The organism is Haemophilus parainfluenzae, from assembly GCF_900638025.1.
Lineage (GTDB): Bacteria > Pseudomonadota > Gammaproteobacteria > Enterobacterales > Pasteurellaceae > Haemophilus_D > Haemophilus_D parainfluenzae_J.
Genome location: NZ_LR134481.1, coordinates 481,322 through 497,691, shown reverse-complemented (window position 1 = coordinate 497,691; position 16,370 = coordinate 481,322). Strand labels below are relative to the sequence as shown.

Annotated in this window: 13 protein-coding genes; 9 read left to right on the top strand and 4 right to left on the bottom strand. The window is 38.8% G+C overall.

Translation table 11 applies throughout. From position 1 onward, the window contains the following. Positions 1-2: 2 nt before the first annotated feature. From EL215_RS02470 to malQ, 3 genes are read right to left on the bottom strand one after another with little or no spacing between them, the layout of a single operon-like run. The gene (locus EL215_RS02470) at positions 3-794 is read right to left on the bottom strand and encodes an endonuclease/exonuclease/phosphatase family protein (RefSeq protein ID WP_126469962.1); all 792 of its coding nucleotides are present in this window, start codon (positions 792-794) and stop codon (positions 3-5) included. Between the two features lie 11 nt (positions 795-805). Then, on the bottom strand, positions 806-3,073 hold the full coding sequence (gene glgP, locus EL215_RS02465; protein ID WP_232013314.1) for a glycogen/starch/alpha-glucan family phosphorylase: 2,268 nt from the start codon (positions 3,071-3,073) through the stop codon (positions 806-808). After that, positions 3,060-4,580 (bottom strand): 4-alpha-glucanotransferase, encoded by a 1,521-nt coding sequence (gene malQ, locus EL215_RS02460; protein WP_049356923.1) that lies wholly within the window; start codon positions 4,578-4,580, stop codon positions 3,060-3,062. Before malQ ends, glgP begins: the two co-directional genes overlap by 14 nt. 195 nt (positions 4,581-4,775) lie before the next feature. Here malQ and EL215_RS02455 point away from each other — a divergent pair, with 195 nt between their 5' ends. Further along, positions 4,776-5,489, top strand: coding sequence for a UTRA domain-containing protein (locus EL215_RS02455; protein ID WP_126469960.1), 714 nt, complete (start codon positions 4,776-4,778; stop codon positions 5,487-5,489). A gap of 118 nt (positions 5,490-5,607) precedes the next feature. Here the strand turns inward: EL215_RS02455 and EL215_RS02450 are convergent, their stop codons facing one another. Further along, positions 5,608-7,056 (bottom strand): aminoacyl-histidine dipeptidase, encoded by a 1,449-nt coding sequence (locus EL215_RS02450; RefSeq protein ID WP_126469958.1) that lies wholly within the window; start codon positions 7,054-7,056, stop codon positions 5,608-5,610. Positions 7,057-7,168: 112 nt separating this feature from the next. Here EL215_RS02450 and gpt point away from each other — a divergent pair, with 112 nt between their 5' ends. From gpt to EL215_RS02410, 8 genes are all read left to right on the top strand, one after another. After that, the gene (gene gpt / locus EL215_RS02445; protein ID WP_049356918.1) at positions 7,169-7,627 is read left to right on the top strand and encodes a xanthine phosphoribosyltransferase; all 459 of its coding nucleotides are present in this window, start codon (positions 7,169-7,171) and stop codon (positions 7,625-7,627) included. Between the two features lie 108 nt (positions 7,628-7,735). Then, a complete protein-coding gene (gene dnaE / locus EL215_RS02440) occupies positions 7,736-11,215 on the top strand; it encodes a DNA polymerase III subunit alpha (RefSeq protein WP_049356916.1) in 3,480 nt (1,159 codons plus the stop codon). An 87-nt stretch (positions 11,216-11,302) separates the two neighbouring features. Further along, on the top strand, positions 11,303-11,842 hold the full coding sequence (pyrR, locus tag EL215_RS02435; protein ID WP_049356914.1) for a bifunctional pyr operon transcriptional regulator/uracil phosphoribosyltransferase PyrR: 540 nt from the start codon (positions 11,303-11,305) through the stop codon (positions 11,840-11,842). A gap of 77 nt (positions 11,843-11,919) precedes the next feature. Continuing rightward, positions 11,920-12,852, top strand: a complete 933-nt coding sequence (locus EL215_RS02430) for a peptidylprolyl isomerase (RefSeq protein ID WP_126469956.1) — start codon at positions 11,920-11,922, stop codon at positions 12,850-12,852. Positions 12,853-12,916: 64 nt separating this feature from the next. Continuing rightward, positions 12,917-13,966 carry an endolytic transglycosylase MltG gene (gene mltG / locus EL215_RS02425; RefSeq protein ID WP_126469954.1) on the top strand — a complete coding sequence of 350 codons (1,050 nt, stop codon included), beginning with the start codon at positions 12,917-12,919 and terminating at the stop codon, positions 13,964-13,966. Beyond that, positions 13,966-14,598 (top strand): dTMP kinase, encoded by a 633-nt coding sequence (gene tmk, locus EL215_RS02420; RefSeq protein WP_126469952.1) that lies wholly within the window; start codon positions 13,966-13,968, stop codon positions 14,596-14,598. Before mltG ends, tmk begins: the two co-directional genes overlap by 1 nt. Beyond that, positions 14,595-15,575, top strand: coding sequence for a DNA polymerase III subunit delta' (locus EL215_RS02415; RefSeq protein WP_126469950.1), 981 nt, complete (start codon positions 14,595-14,597; stop codon positions 15,573-15,575). The genes tmk and EL215_RS02415 overlap by 4 nt, the downstream gene beginning before the upstream one ends. A gap of 7 nt (positions 15,576-15,582) precedes the next feature. Further along, positions 15,583-16,365 (top strand): YchF/TatD family DNA exonuclease, encoded by a 783-nt coding sequence (locus EL215_RS02410; protein ID WP_126469948.1) that lies wholly within the window; start codon positions 15,583-15,585, stop codon positions 16,363-16,365. Positions 16,366-16,370 lie beyond the last annotated feature (5 nt).

Below are 16,370 nucleotides of genomic sequence, written 5' to 3'. Positions count from 1 at the left end.
TCCTACAAGATGAGAGCTACTTCTACGCCAAAATGGTCGGAAACAATCGGTTTATTTTTTCCATTAAAAATAGCCTGACTGGATAAAACCCTTTTTGCTTGGTTTAAAAAAATATAATCTAATCGCTTTTCTTGACTATGGCCTTTCCAGCCATCAATCGCTTTCTCTACAGTGATGCCGCTATCCTTTTGCTCTGCCATTTCAAACGTATCAAATAAACCTAAGGATTTAATTTGTTGATAAGTTTGCTGATCGCTTATTGCATCGGTATTAAAATCGCCCATCAAGATTTTAAGATTCGCACTTTGACTCCGTTCTACAATATAACGAACATTATCGAGTTGGTTTTCCCCATCGCAATTTGGCAAATTGATATGGCAAGAATAACATTCAATTAACTGACCTTGATATTCCACCGTCAAACCAATGATTTTACGAGAGAGAATCGAGTCAAGACGTTGATGTTGGCTACAATAAAATGCATCAACATCATAGACAGGCAAACGGGTTAAAAACGCAATGCCTTCATCATATTTATCGTAACCAATATGCGAATTGCTCCAAAAAAACGAATATTTTTGTGCAACGCGTTGATTGATTTTATTCAATAGAATGACACCATAGTTATCTTGCTTTAATGTCGGCGAAATAGCAGGAGCCGACATCAATTGATTAACCTCTTGTAAGGCAATGATGTCATAACCCTTTTCCACAATCGTCTCAGCAAGAATCTCTATTTTTTCCGCTTGGTTAGCTTCTAACCAAGCGTGTACATTCAGGGTAAGTAGTTTCATTGCTTCCCCCCTTAGCCCTCACAATGCCAGATATCTGCATTATATTGAGCGATAGTGCGATCTGATGAGAAGAAGCCCGCTTTTGCGATATTGTGAACCACTTTCTCATTCCAGCTATCTTGATCTTCATAATCAGCTAAGATTTGTTCTTTCGCTTCGACATAAGCATTAAAGTCAATTAACGTCATAAACCAGTCTTTATTCAATAATTCGTTATAAAGACGTTCTAAACGTGTTTTGTTCCCTAATTTCACCACGGCAGGATTTAGAATAAAATCGACCGCTCTTTTAATCTCTTTGTCGTTTTCATAATACGTTTTTGAAACATAACCCGCTGTTTCATAAAGTTTAATAATGCTTTCTGAATCTTTACCGAAAGTATAGATATTTTCAGTGCCTGCTAATTCTGCAATTTCAACATTAGCACCATCCATTGTGCCTAGTGTTAACGCGCCATTAAGCATAAACTTCATATTCCCTGTACCAGAAGCTTCTTTAGAGGCAAGTGAAATTTGTTCTGAAATATCGGTTGCAGGAATCAGCTTTTCCGCCACGCTCACATTATAGTTTTCCACTAAATGTACGTTTAAATACTTGTTCACTTCAGGATCATTATTGATTAACTCTGATAAACAAAGAATTAAGTGAATAATATCTTGAGCAATAATATAAGCAGGTGCAGCTTTTCCACCGAAAATCACGGTAATTTTACGTTTTGGTAATTTACCTGCTTTAATTTCTAAGTATTTATGAATCACGTAAAGCGCATTCATTTGTTGGCGTTTATATTCATGGAAACGCTTAATTTGCGTATCAATGATAGAATTTTCATCTAAATCAATACCTTTATTTTCTTTAAGGTACGCTTTTAATGCCAATTTGTTTTCAAACTTAATTTTCGCTAATTGTTGATGAACCTTTTTATCACCTTTAAAGGCTAACAATTTTTCTAATTTGGTTGCATCATGCAAATACTCATCACCAATCAATTCTTTAATATAAGCCGCTAATGGCTGATTAGAAAACTCTAACCAACGGCGGAAGGTAATGCCGTTTGTCTTATTATTGAATTTTTCAGGATATAACGCATAGAACGCTTTAAGCTCTGAATTTTTCAAAATCTCTGTATGTAATGCCGCCACACCATTCACAGAATTTGAAAAGTGAATATCCATATGCGCCATATGCACACGTTTTTGTTCATCAATAATTTGTACGGCAGGATCTTTATACTCGGCACGCACTAATTTATCTAATTTTTTAATGATCACCACTAAATGAGGCACCACTTCATCTAAATAAGCGAGTGGCCATTTTTCTAATGCTTCAGCCAAAATTGTATGGTTGGTATAGCCCACCATATTACGTATAATTTCAACCGCTTCTGCAAATTTAATCTGATGTTTTTCCGTTAATAAGCGAATTAATTCAGGAATCACCATTGAAGGGTGCGTGTCATTGATCTGTACATAGGCATAATCGGCTAGATCATGTAAATTACTGCCACGTGCAATCGCTTCATCAATTAATAATTGTGCCGCATTTGATACCATAAAGTATTGTTGATAAATACGCAGTAATTCGCCATTTTTATCTGAATCATCTGGATAAAGGAATAAAGTTAGATTTTCTTCAATCGCGGTTTTATCAAACTCAATCCCATTTTTAATCAGGTTAGAATTCACTGATTGAATATCAAATAAATTGAGATAGTTTTTCGTGTCTTTCTTATAACCTAAAATATCAATGCGATCTAATTTAGAGGTTAACGTAAATTTCTTAAATGGCACATCATAGCTAATATCCGTTGGAATTAACCAAGAGCTATCCTCAATCCAATCATTAGGCTCGGCATGTTGTTCATTCTTTTTAAAGACCTGTTTGAACAAACCATAATGATAATTTAAACCTACTCCCTCAGCATTTAAGCCAAGTGTAGACATGGAATCAATAAAACAAGAAGCCAAACGACCCAACCCACCATTTCCTAAAGACGGTTCTGGCTCAATATCTTCAATATGGCTTAATGATTTGCCCGCACTTTCTAATTCCGTTTTGATGTCTTGATACACACCAAGGTTAATCAGGTTATTAGAAAGTAATTTACCAATTAAAAACTCAGCAGAAATATAATAAACCTTACGTTTACCTGTGTTTTTTGGTTTATCTGCAGAAAGTGTTTTTACGTAATTTAATAATTGAATATAAGTGTCTTTATCGCTTAATTGTTCAAGCGATTTATTGGTTTCGTTTTTTACAAATGTACTAAATTTCATCATTATTTTTTTCCTGATTCGCACGTTGATATAACGTGGTCATTTTTGCTAAAAAGTCTTTTTTATCTTGTGTTAAATCAGATTGCTGCATTCTCCATTGCCAGTTTCCACCAATTGTTGAGGGAACATTCATTCTTGAACTGGCTGGCAAATCTAAAACATCTTGCATTGTGGCAATCGCAGTATTGCTAACCGTCGCAAAGAGCTGACGAATCATTGCTTGGTAAATCGATTCATCCTCACGGCGGTGCGTATAATCATTGATATATTGCTGCTGTTGTTCAGTTAAGCTGTTATACCAACCATTGGTCACATCATTATCATGTGTACCGGTATAAACAATGGAATGCGGAATGCAATAATGCGGGCTATCTAAACTTTTTCCGCTAACATCTTCAAAGCCAAATTGCAGGATCTTCATGCCTGGATAGTTACAATCTGCAAGTAGCTTTCTGGCTTTATCATCAATATTACCTAAATCTTCGGCAATAATCGGTAAATCACCTAGTTGCTCTTTAACAGCTTTAAATAAGTCATAACCTGGGCCTGGCTGCCAGCTACCATCTTTAGCAACCTCTGCTTTTCCATCTACCTGCCAATAATCAGAGAAACCTTTGAAATGGTCGATACGCAGTACATCATAAATTTTGAAGCTTTCTTCAATGCGGTGAATCCACCAAGTGTAGCCTTGTTTTTTATGCTCTTCCCAATCGTAAAGCGGGTTGCCCCAAAGCTGTCCGGTTGCACTGAATTGATCCGCTGGAACCCCAGCAACAACAAGTGGATTGCGTTCTTTATCTAATTGGAAGAGTTCTGGTTTTGTCCAAACCTCTACGCTATCTGCCGCCACGTAAATCGGCATATCACCAATAATCTGAATGCCTTTTTGATTTGCGTAATTTTTTAATTCAGTCCATTGTTTGAAGAAGAAATATTGCGTCACTTTAAAGTACTGAATTTGCTCCGCCAACATGCTGCGATATTTTTCCAATGCACTTGGATCACGTGCAACGGCTTTTTTATCATCCCATTTTTGCAATGCTTGATTACCGAAATGCTCTTTAATTGCCATAAACTCAGCAAAATTGTTTAACCACAAGCGGTTGTTTTTCTCGAAGTGTTTAAAATCAGCTTGGAATGATTGATTCGCTAAAAAAGTTTTCACTGCCGTTTCTAAAATCGGACGGCGCGCATAGAAGATGCGTTCATAATCCACGCTAGTTGGATCATCCCCAAAATTGACTGAAGCATAATCAGCTTCTTTCAACAGGCCCATTTGGGCTAATAAATCAAAATCAATAAGGTGAGTATTACCTGCAATCGCAGAGAAAGATTGATAAGGTGAATCACCATAACTGGTGGTGGTAAGTGGAAGAATTTGCCAATAAGTTTGTTTAGTTTCAACTAAAAAATCAACAAAGTCATAAGCAGATTGCCCAAAACTACCAATCCCAAATGAATTTGGTAGAGAAGTAATGTGCATAAGAACACCACTTGAACGAGTCAGCATAATATTTCCTCTAGGAAGTTATCATTTGGGCTCATTCTAACCTAAACATATTTTAACGCAATAACTTTTACGTAAAAGGTCAGGTCATTTTCGTAAAAGAGTGATATTTATCATATTTTATACGTATAACATTTTGGGTTTTATGATATGCTATAGCTATACCTATGGAACGAATGGTAGATAAAAGGATTAAAAATGAGCAAGTACAAGAAGGTTTATAACGATATAAAAAGCCAAATTAACAATCGTAATTTTGCACCGTTACAAGAGCTTCCTAGTGAAAATGAACTCATGCAAAGTTATGGTTTTTCTAAAGATACCATTCGAAAAGCGCTTTCTTTACTTGAAATTGATGGCTATATTCAAAAGCAACAAGGCCGAAATTCAATTGTTTTAGAGCATGACTTATCTAAACCACAAATACTTTCTGAAATTAAAACCGTTAGCGAACTAAATAGTGCCTCAACACACCATGTTAAAACGACATTAACTAGCTTGTATATTGTGCAAGGTGAAGAAGAACTGATGCATATTTTTAACGTCAACGATCAGATCGATTTTTATCGCATTGCTCGTTTGCGTGAAATAGATGGAGAGGCCGTTGAATATGAGGTTTCTTATTTTGATCGCCGCATCGTACCGTTTATTAGTCGAGAAATTGCAGAACACTCTATTTATCACTATTTGGAAAACGAATTAAAATTAAAAATTAGCCACTCACAACGAAAAATTGTCTTTCGTTATGCTAATGAAGAAGAAAAAAATGCGATAAATATTGGTGAGTATGACATGGTCGTAAATGTGACGAGCACGACTTATTTGGCTGATGGTCGTCTGTTTCAATATGGGAGTATTAGTTATCGGCCAGATAAAATTGCATTTACATCAACAGCAAAACGACATGCATAATGTGCTTAGCTAGTTAGTGTTAAATACATTGAACTAGTTGAAAAAACTGCTCCTTAATCAGCTGAAGCTTAGTTCAACCTTTGGGGAGCAGATAAGTATTCTGTTTTTTGCTGAGAGATTATTTAATCTCCGCTAAAACTTTTGTGAGTAATTCCCAGTATGTTTGTACTGTTGAAATTTGGACTTTTTCATCTGGCGAATGCGCATTACGAATGGTTGGCCCCACAGAAATCATATCAATGTTCGGATAATGTTCTTTCAACAAGCCACATTCAAGCCCTGCATGAATCACTTTAATCTCAGGCTCTTTGCCAAGCACTTCTGCATAATGTTTTTTCATTAAGGCTAAAATTGCGGTGTCGTTTACCGGTTTCCAACCTGGGTAAGAACCAGAGAATTCCACTGTCGCCCCCGTGAGTTTGGCGAGTGAAGTTAAGGTTTCTTTTACATATTCTTTACCGCTTTCAATTAATGAGCGAATAAGAATGGTGCCTTCGATTTTATTTTCAAGGGTTTTTAATACACCAATGCTCAATGAGCTCTCCACGACATTTTTGATGACATCACTGTTACGGATTACGCCATTTGGTAAGATGTTCAGCAAATTAATCACTTTTTGGGTGGTTTCAAGCGAGAAGGTTTGTTGTGGGTTTTCAACTTGCTCAACGGTTAAGGTTAAGTTTGGTTCAGCGATAGCAAGCTCTTCTTTCAGTAAAACTTCAAAATTTTTGACCGCACTTTTTATGCTTTCTACATCATGATTGAAGCAAATCGTTGCAGCGGCTTCACGTGGAATCGCATTACGAATTGAACCGCCGCGAATTTCTGCAAGGGCAAAGTGCGGTTGATTTTGTGAGAGTTTTGCTAATAAACGTGCTAGCACTTTAATTGCATTCGCACGTGTGGTGTGAATATCACAACCAGAGTGACCACCTCGCAAACCTTTTAAGTTAATTTGCAAACTATGGCTGAATGGATTGCTTTCACGTTGAATAGGAAGCTCAATATTCGCATTCACTCCGCCAGCACAACCAATGTAGATTTCACCGATTTCTTCGGTGTCGGTATTGATTAAAATTTCTGATTTTAACCAGTTACGACGAAGGTGTACGGCTCCATCCATGCCGGTTTCTTCAGTCATGGTGAGCAACACTTCAAGCGGAGGGTGCGCAATATCGGTACTTTCTAGTACGGCTAAGGTGGATGCTAATCCAATACCATTATCTGCACCAAGCGTGGTACCTTGTGCTTTCACCCAATCGCCATCTATATAAGGACGAATAGGATCTTGGGCGAAGTTATGTGGATTGCCTTCATTCGCTTGCGGCACCATATCTAAGTGCGCTTGTAATACAACAGGTTGGCTTTTTTCCATTCCTGCTGTGGCAGGTTTGCGAATTAATACATTACCGGCTTCATCACGCTCAGCAAAAAATTGTTTTTCTTTCGCCCAGTTAACAATAAAGGTCGCGAGCGCATCTTCATGGTGAGAAGGATGCGGAATCGCACAAATTTGATCAAACCATTTCCAAAGTAATTGCGGTTGTAATGTGGTAATTTCTGACATAATGAACTCCTTTTTTCATTAAAAATTTTTCGGAAATCATAGCATAAAACGCTATTTCAGGTTATCATTCGCCACAATTTTTTATTTAGCGACAAAGTTAAAGGTATTTGTTATGAGCGAAAAATATGTAGTTACTTGGGATATGTTCCAAATGCATGCCCGCAAATTAGCGGAACGTTTACTTCCTGCTACGCAATGGAAGGGAATTATAGCCGTAAGTCGTGGAGGCTTATTTCCTGCAGCGGTACTTGCTCGAGAATTAAATATTCGTTTTGTAGAGACGGTTTGTATTGCTAGCTACGATCATGATCAGCAAGGTGCATTAAATGTATTACATCGAGCAGAAGGTGATGGCGAGGGAATGATTGTGGTAGACGATTTAGTGGATACCGGAAATACCGCTCGTGCAATTCGTGAAATGTATCCGAAAGCAAAATTTGTAACAGTATTTGCCAAACCAGCCGGCGCAGAGCTAGTAGATGACTACGTAATTGATATTCCACAAAATACTTGGATTGAACAACCTTGGGATTTAGGCTTAACTTTTGTACCACCGTTGGCTAGAAAATAATCATAAATATAAGTTAAAATGCGGGGCTTGACCTCGCATTTTGCTTTATTGAGCCTCTTACAAAATCTCGTTAAAATTAACCGCACTTTTAATTAACAAGGAATTTGAATGCTAGTCCAACCTCGCTTTGTCCATCTGCGTACACATACTGATTTTTCAATGATTGATGGAATTGTGAAAGTGAAGCCGTTAGTTAAAGCCTGTGCGGCAGATAATATGGTGGCATTAGCATTAACTGATTTTACCAATTTTTGTGGTGTGGTGCGTTTTTACGGCGAAACACTTTCGTCAGGAATTAAGCCGATTATTGGTGCTGATGTACATGTTAAAAGTGAGTTATGTGGTGAGGAGTTATTTACACTCACGTTACTTGCCAAGAATAATGCAGGCTATAAAAACATTACATTATTGCTTTCAAAAGCTTATCAGCGCGGTTATGTTGATTTGCCTTATATCGATTTGCAATGGCTGATTGAACATCGTGATGGTGTGATTGTTTTATCCGGTGGCACACAGGGTGATGTGGGTAAAAAACTGCTAAAAGAAAATCCCTCCGAAATTGAAAGTGCGGTCAGTTTTTATCAAGAATTTTTTCCTGACCATTTTTACCTTTCGCTTTCTCGAACGGGGCGTCCGGATGAGGAACGTTATATTCAGGCCGCATTAAAACTGGCTGAGGCGCGTGATTTGCCGCTTGTAGCGACGAATGATGTTATTTTCCTTAGACCTGATGATTTTGAGGCGCACGAAATTCGTGTCGCTATTCATGATGGCTACACCCTAGACGACCCAAAACGTCCAAAACGTTATACCGAACAACAATATTTCCGCTCAGAAGAAGAGATGTGCCAATTATTTGCTGATATTCCTTCCGCGCTTGAAAATACGGTATTAATTGCGCAACGCTGTAATGTCACTTTGCGTTTGGGCGAGTATTTCCTCCCAAAATTCCCAACAGGCGACCTGAGTACGGAAGATTATTTGGTGATGAAAGCCAAAGAAGGTTTGGAAGAGCGTTTGGCGTTTTTATTCCCCGATGAAAAATTGCGGGCAGAAAGACGACCGGAATATGACGAGCGCCTTCAAGTCGAACTCGATGTGATCAATCAAATGGGTTTCCCGGGTTACTTCTTAATCGTCATGGAGTTTATCCAGTGGTCAAAAGACAATGATATTCCTGTTGGACCTGGACGTGGTTCCGGTGCAGGTTCATTGGTAGCTTATGCACTAAAAATTACCGATTTGGACCCCCTTGAATTCGATCTTCTTTTTGAGCGTTTCTTAAATCCAGAACGTGTTTCCATGCCTGATTTCGACGTGGATTTCTGTATGGATGGGCGAGATCGCGTTATTGATCATGTCGCAGAAACCTATGGACGTGGTGCAGTATCGCAAATTATTACTTTTGGTACCATGGCGGCGAAAGCGGTAATTCGAGATGTGGGGCGCGTATTAGGCCATCCTTATGGCTTTGTGGATCGTATTTCTAAAATGATTCCCCCTGATCCCGGCATGACTTTAGCCAAGGCTTTTGAGGCTGAACCACAGTTACAAGTGGCATATGATTCAGATGAAGAAGTCAAGGCCCTAATTGATATGGCACGTAAGCTGGAAGGGGTAACGCGAAATGCGGGTAAACACGCGGGTGGCGTGGTGATTTCCCCTTCTTTGATTACAGACTTTGCACCACTTTATTGTGACAACGAGGGGCTTCATCCTGTTACCCACTTCGATAAAAATGATGTGGAATATGCCGGTTTAGTGAAGTTTGACTTCTTAGGTTTGCGTACACTCACCATTATCAAATGGGCATTAGATATGATCAATGCCCGCCTTGCTCGTGAAGGCAAACCGCTAGTCGATATTGCAGCTATTCCATTAGATGATCCCGATTCCTTTGATTTATTGAAACGGTCTGAAACGACCGCCGTATTCCAGTTGGAATCGCGTGGAATGAAAGATTTAATTAAACGCCTTCAGCCAGACTGTTTTGAAGATATTATCGCGTTGGTAGCGTTATTCCGACCAGGTCCATTACAATCTGGCATGGTGGATAACTTTATTGACCGCAAACACGGTCGTGAGGAAGTGTCTTATCCTGATGCAAACTATCAACATGAAAGCCTTAAACCGATTTTAGAGCCAACTTACGGTATTATTTTGTATCAAGAGCAAGTCATGCAGATTGCTCAGGTGTTAGCAGGTTATACTCTTGGTGGTGCGGACTTATTACGTCGTGCGATGGGTAAGAAAAAGCCGGAAGAAATGGCGAAACAGCGCTCAGTGTTTAAAGAAGGCGCTGAAAAAAATGGTGTTGATGGTGAGCTTTCCATGAAGATTTTCGACTTGGTGGAAAAATTTGCCGGCTATGGTTTCAATAAATCGCACTCTGCTGCTTATGCATTGGTATCTTACCAAACCCTTTGGCTGAAAACCCATTTCCCTGCTGAGTTTATGGCAGCAGTAATGACTTCGGAAATGGATAATACCGATAAAATTGTTGGCTTGTACGATGAATGTTTACGTATGGACTTAAAAGTCACGCCACCGGATATCAACGTAGGGAAACATCATTTCAGTGTGAATGAAAATGGTGAGATTGTTTACGGTATCGGCGCCATTAAAGGGGTAGGTGAAGGCCCGATTGATGCATTGATTACCGCTCGTAATGAAGGTGGGATTTTCAGAGATTTATTTGATTTATGTGCTCGCGTTGATTTGAAAAAAATTAACCGTCGGACCTTTGAAAGTCTGATTATGTCGGGCGCATTTGATAAGTTAGGGCCACATCGTGCGGCGTTATCTAAGAATCTAGAAGATGCACTTAAAGCTTCAGATCAGCATGCAAAAGATGAGGCCATGGGACAAGCCGATATGTTCGGTGTGCTGACAGAAACACACGAAGAAGTCGAAAATGCTTATGCCCACACGCCACCTTACACAGAAAAACAAATTTTAGATGGTGAGCGTGAAACTCTAGGTTTGTATTTAAGTAGCCATCCGGTAAGTCGTTATTTAAAAGAGCTTTCTCATTACAGCGCTACGCGATTAAAAGATCTCACGCCAAATCGCCGTGGACAAATTAGCACAGCTGCGGGTTTATTAGTATCAACTCGCTTTGCTACAACGAAAAAAGGAAATCGAATTGGTATCGCGACCATTGATGACCGTTCAGGACGTTTAGACCTAACCCTATTTGGCGAAAGCTTAGACCAATTCGGCGAAAAACTACAAAAAGATACGGTTGTAGTGGTATCTGGTCAGGTGAGTTTTGACGATTTTTCTGGTGGATTAAAAATGTCAGTACGGGATCTAATGACCTTAGATGAGGCGCGTTCCCGTTATGCGAAATCTTTGGCGGTAAGCTTGTCCGAAGAGCAGATTAGCTCAAGTTTTATTAAAAAGCTGAAAGAAATGTTAGCGCCTGTTAGTGGCGGAACTTTACCAATTAACGTATATTATCAAAGTACAAAAGGTCGCGCCTTACTGCGTTTAGGAATTCAATGGTCAATTATGCCAACTGATGAGATTTTGACAGAATTGGTGAATTTATTGGGTGAAAATGCGGTAGAATTAGAGTTTAGTTAGTATTCTGTTAAAAGTGTGGTTAAAAAATGTGTATTTTTCTGACCGCACTTTTATGACATTTTAGTGTGTAAAAAAGTGAGGGATAAAATGGAAAAAATCATTATTGATGCGGATAGATTTTTACGCACCATTTCTCGGATTTCCCATGAAATTATTGAAAAGCACCAGGATTTCAATAATGTGATTTTGGTTGGGATTAAACGTCGAGGGGCAGAAATTGCTGAACTAATTCAACGTCGTATTGAGGAATTAAAGGGCGTAGTTTTGCCAATGATGGAATTGGATATTACGTTTTATCGCGATGATTTAGAATATGTCGAACCTGAAAATCCAACTCCGGTGTATAGTGGTGCATCAAGTTATATGAATATTCAGGGTAAAGAAGTCATTTTAATTGATGATGTGTTATTTACTGGGAGAACGATTCGTGCAGCAATGGATGCATTAACGGATTTTGGGCGAGCGTCTAAAATTGAATTGGTGATTTTAGTCGATCGTGGACACCGTGAATTACCGATTCGGGCAGATTATGTTGGTAAAAATGTGCCGACGTCTCGAGAGGAGCAAGTTCAAGTTCGTACATTAAAGCTTGATGGTTGTTATGGTGTAGCACTATTGGCTAAATAGCGGTTAGCCTATTGTGAACCTTTAATAAAATTGATAATCTAAGAAACGTTATCCTATTATTTTTAAAGACAACTAAAATGGAAAAATCAATGTTAAAATCTTTCTTATTTGCGATGATCGGCTTACTGGCTTTCTCACAAGTACAAGCAGAAGAACGCGTTGTGGCGACAGTGAATGGTATACCCATTTTACAAAGTCAAGTAAACGCAGTAATGGGTAAAAAAGGTAGTCAACGAGCAGCATTAGATAAGATTATTGATGATATACTGACAGATAAGGCTATCAAAGAATCGGGAGTAAAAGTCAACCAAGCGGAAGTAAATCGCATTGTGGAAGATATTGCCGAAAGAAATGGTTTAACTTATGGTCAATTCTTAGATGCATTAGATTATCAAGGTATTTCTCTAAATGCATTTAAACAACAAATCTCTCGTCAAATGTTAATGGCGGGTGTGCGTAATCATGCCATTCAAAATAGTGTTGATGTCACCCGTGAACAAGTAGATGCACTAGGTAAGCAAATGCTCGATGAGGCAAAGGCAAAAGGTAATGCAAAGAAAGTAACGGGTAAAGAGTATAAAGTTCGTCATATTTTATTAAAATTAAACCCATTACTGAATGATGCGCAAGCAAAAGCAGAATTAGAGCGTATTCGCCGTGATATCATTTCCGGCAAAACGACATTTGCTGATGCGGCATTAAAATACTCTAAAGATTATTTATCTGGCGCGAATGGCGGCAGTTTAGGCTATGCCTTCCCAGAAGCTTATGTGGGCCCATTTGCAAAAATGGTTGAAACTACACCACAAGGTACCATTTCAGCACCATTTAAATCTGAATTTGGTTGGCATATTTTAGAAGTAGTGGGCAGTCGTGATGGCGATAAAACAGAAGATGCGTATCGCCAAAAAGCTTACGAACAGATCGTGAATAGTCAATTACAAGAAGCGACCAAAGACTGGGTGAAGGCATTACGTAAAAATGCTGATATTCAATATTTCGATAAATAACAGAAACCGTTAGAATAAAGGGGCATTTTTGCCCCTTTTGTCGTTTTTATAAAATGAGTGACGCATGAAAAAAATTTTTGTCTTTTTACTGATTCTTCTGCTTATTTTAGGCGGTGTTGGCTTTTGGTTTTATCAAAAATTGGTAACCTTTGTTGATACGCCAGTAAATGTATCTCAAAATCAATTGCTGACAATTGATCGAGGAACGACGAGTAGTAAACTAGCCACTTTATTTGAGCAGGAAAAAATACTTGATAATGCTGATTTATTACCTTGGTTATTGAAATTACAACCGCAGCTCAACAAAGTAAAAGCCGGGACTTATTCTTTAACAGGCGTGAAAACGTTGCAGGATTTATTGGATATGATTAATTCTGGCAAGGAAGCGCAATTTAGTGTGCAGTTTATTGAAGGGAAAACGTTCAAAGAATGGCGTAAAAACCTTGAAAACGCACCGCACTTAAAACAAACCTTGCAAGGTAAAAGTGATAAAGAAATTATGACTCTATTAGATATTCCAGCCGTTACAAAAGCCGTTTACGAATGGAATAACATGGATGGGTGGTTGTATCCAGATACCTATAATTATACCCCAAATTCGACTGATCTTGAATTATTAAAACGTTCAACTACTCGTTTACAAAAAGCCTTGGATAAAGCATGGAGTGAACGCGATGAAAATCTCCCATTAACGGATCCGTCTCAGATGTTGATTTTGGCTTCTATTGTGGAGAAAGAAACGGGGATTGCAGAGGAGCGACCGCAAGTGGCTTCCGTATTTATTAATCGTTTAAAAGCCAATATGAAATTACAAACTGACCCAACGGTGATTTATGGAATGGGTGAGAGCTATACTGGCAATATTCGTAAAAAAGATTTAGAAACGATGACACCGTATAATACTTATATGATTGATGGTTTACCACCGACACCAATTGCGATGGTGAGTGAAAGTGCTTTGCAGGCAGTGGCGCATCCCGCTAAAACGGACTTTTATTATTTTGTTGCCGATGGAAGTGGTGGCCATAAATTTACTCGTAATCTGAATGAGCATAATAAAGCAGTGCAAGAATATTTACGTTGGTATCGTAACCAACAAAAAGGAGCCCACTAATGCAAGGCAAATTTATCGTGATTGAAGGGTTGGAAGGCGCAGGTAAAAGTACCGCCATGCAAACGATAATGGATACATTAAAATCCCTTGGTGTAAGCGATATTGTGTTTACTCGGGAACCAGGTGGTACCCCGTTAGCGGAGAAATTGCGCCATTTAATTAAGCATGAAACAGAAGAACTTGTTACGGATAAAGCGGAATTATTAATGCTTTATGCGGCACGAATTCAATTGGTAGAAAATGTGATTAAGCCGGCATTGGCAGAAGGCAAAATTGTGTTAGGTGATCGTCACGATATGTCTTCACAGGCTTATCAAGGCGGTGGCCGTCAGTTTGATCAAACGCTGATGGCGAATTTAAAAAATATGGTATTAGGCGATTTTGAGCCTGATTTTGTACTGTATTTAGACATTGATCCTGCAGAAGGGCTTGCTCGTGCTAGAGGTCGTGGCGAATTAGACCGAATTGAACAACAAGGACTGGATTTCTTCCATCGTACTCGCCAACGTTATTTGGAGTTGGTACAGAATAATCCAAAAGCCGCCATTATTAATGCAGGTCAGCCTTTGGCACAAGTACAAGCAGATATTCAAAGTGCGGTCAAAAATTGGTGGGTTTCACAAGCAAAATGAGCGAACTTTATCCTTGGTTAGTGCCTACTTATCACAAAATTAGCCAAACTTTTAGCGAAGGTTTGGGGCATCACGCATTATTGATTAAAGCTGATCAAGGTCTCGGTGCTGAAGGTTTGTTTGATGCTTTAACAAAACGCATTATGTGTCAAACACCAGATAATGCACCTTGTGGTCATTGTCATGCTTGCCATTTAATGGCAGCGCACAGCCACCCTGATTTTCATGTTTTAGCCTCTCAAGAAGGCAAAGACATTGGTGTTGATCAGGTGCGGGCGATTAATGAAGTTGTCAGCCAACATGCGCAACAAAACGGCAATAAATTAGTATATATTCAAGAGGCAGAACGTCTTACGGAAGCAGCGGCTAACGCATTGCTCAAAACCTTGGAAGAGCCACGTCCGAATACGTATTTCTTATTGCAAACAGAACCTTCCTCTTCATTATTAGCAACTATTTACAGCCGTTGCCAAGTGTGGAATGTGAGTTTGCCAACGGAGGCGGAAGCCTTAACTTGGCTTTCTTCTCAATTTCAGGCAGAAACATCTGAATTATTAACCGCACTTGCGATGAATTTGGGTCGTCCGCTGTTAGCATTGGAAACACTCCAGCAAGGATTAATTGAACAACGAAAGAATTTCCTACGTCAATTTTGGCTGTTTTATCGTCGTCGTTCGCCTTTGGAAATTTTACCTTTCTTTGAAAAAGAACGCACTTTACAGCAAGTGGATTGGATTTTAGCGTTTTTAAGTGATGCCATTAAATACAAACTCGAAATTCAAAGCGGCTGGCAAACACTTGATCTTAAAACAGGTGTAACGCAATTTGCAGATGAGCAAACGATCCTTGAATTATTAACTGCAAATAAAATTATGCACAAAGTAAGATCGGATTTACTCACTATTAATGGCGTTAATATTGAATTAATGTTATTGGATGGTTTGACAAAGTTAATTACTGACGTATTTAAGGACTAAATAAATTATGTTTATCGTAGATTCCCATTGCCATTTAGATGCATTGGATTATGAAAATTTACACAAAGATATTGCTGATGTGGTGGCTAAAGCCAATGCACGAGATGTGAAGCATTTACTCGCCATTGGCGTGACATTAAGCCGTTTTGAAAAAGCGTATCCTGAATTAGCCAAATTTCCGAATGTGTCTTTGGCTTGTGGTGTGCATCCACTAGATCTTGAAGAAGAACCTTACGATGCCGAGCGTTTATTACGTTTATCCCAAGATAAAAAAGTGATTGCAATTGGTGAAATTGGTTTGGATTATTATTACAGTGCAGATAATAAGGCATTGCAGCAAACGGTTTTTGCGGATCAAATCAGAATTGCCAATGAAGTGGATAAACCTGTGATTATTCATACTCGTTCAGCGCCAGAAGATACCATTGCCATGTTGCGTGAGTACAATGCAGAAAAGTGCGGTGGATTAATTCATTGTTTTACAGAAACCTTGGATTTTGCGAAAAAGGCACTTGATTTAGGTTTTTACATCTCCTGTTCTGGCATTATTACTTTTAAAAATGCGGAAAGTATCCGTGAAGCCATTCGTTATGTACCGGCAGATCGCTTGTTAGTTGAAACCGATTCGCCTTACTTAGCACCCGTGCCTTATCGTGGTAAAGAGAACCAACCTGCCTATACACGTGAAGTGTGTGAGTATGTGGCAGCGTTAAAAGGGCTATCAGCAGAAGAATTTGCGCAAATTAGTACACAAAACTTCGAGCGTTTGTTTAAAATTAATGTACAATAAATCTT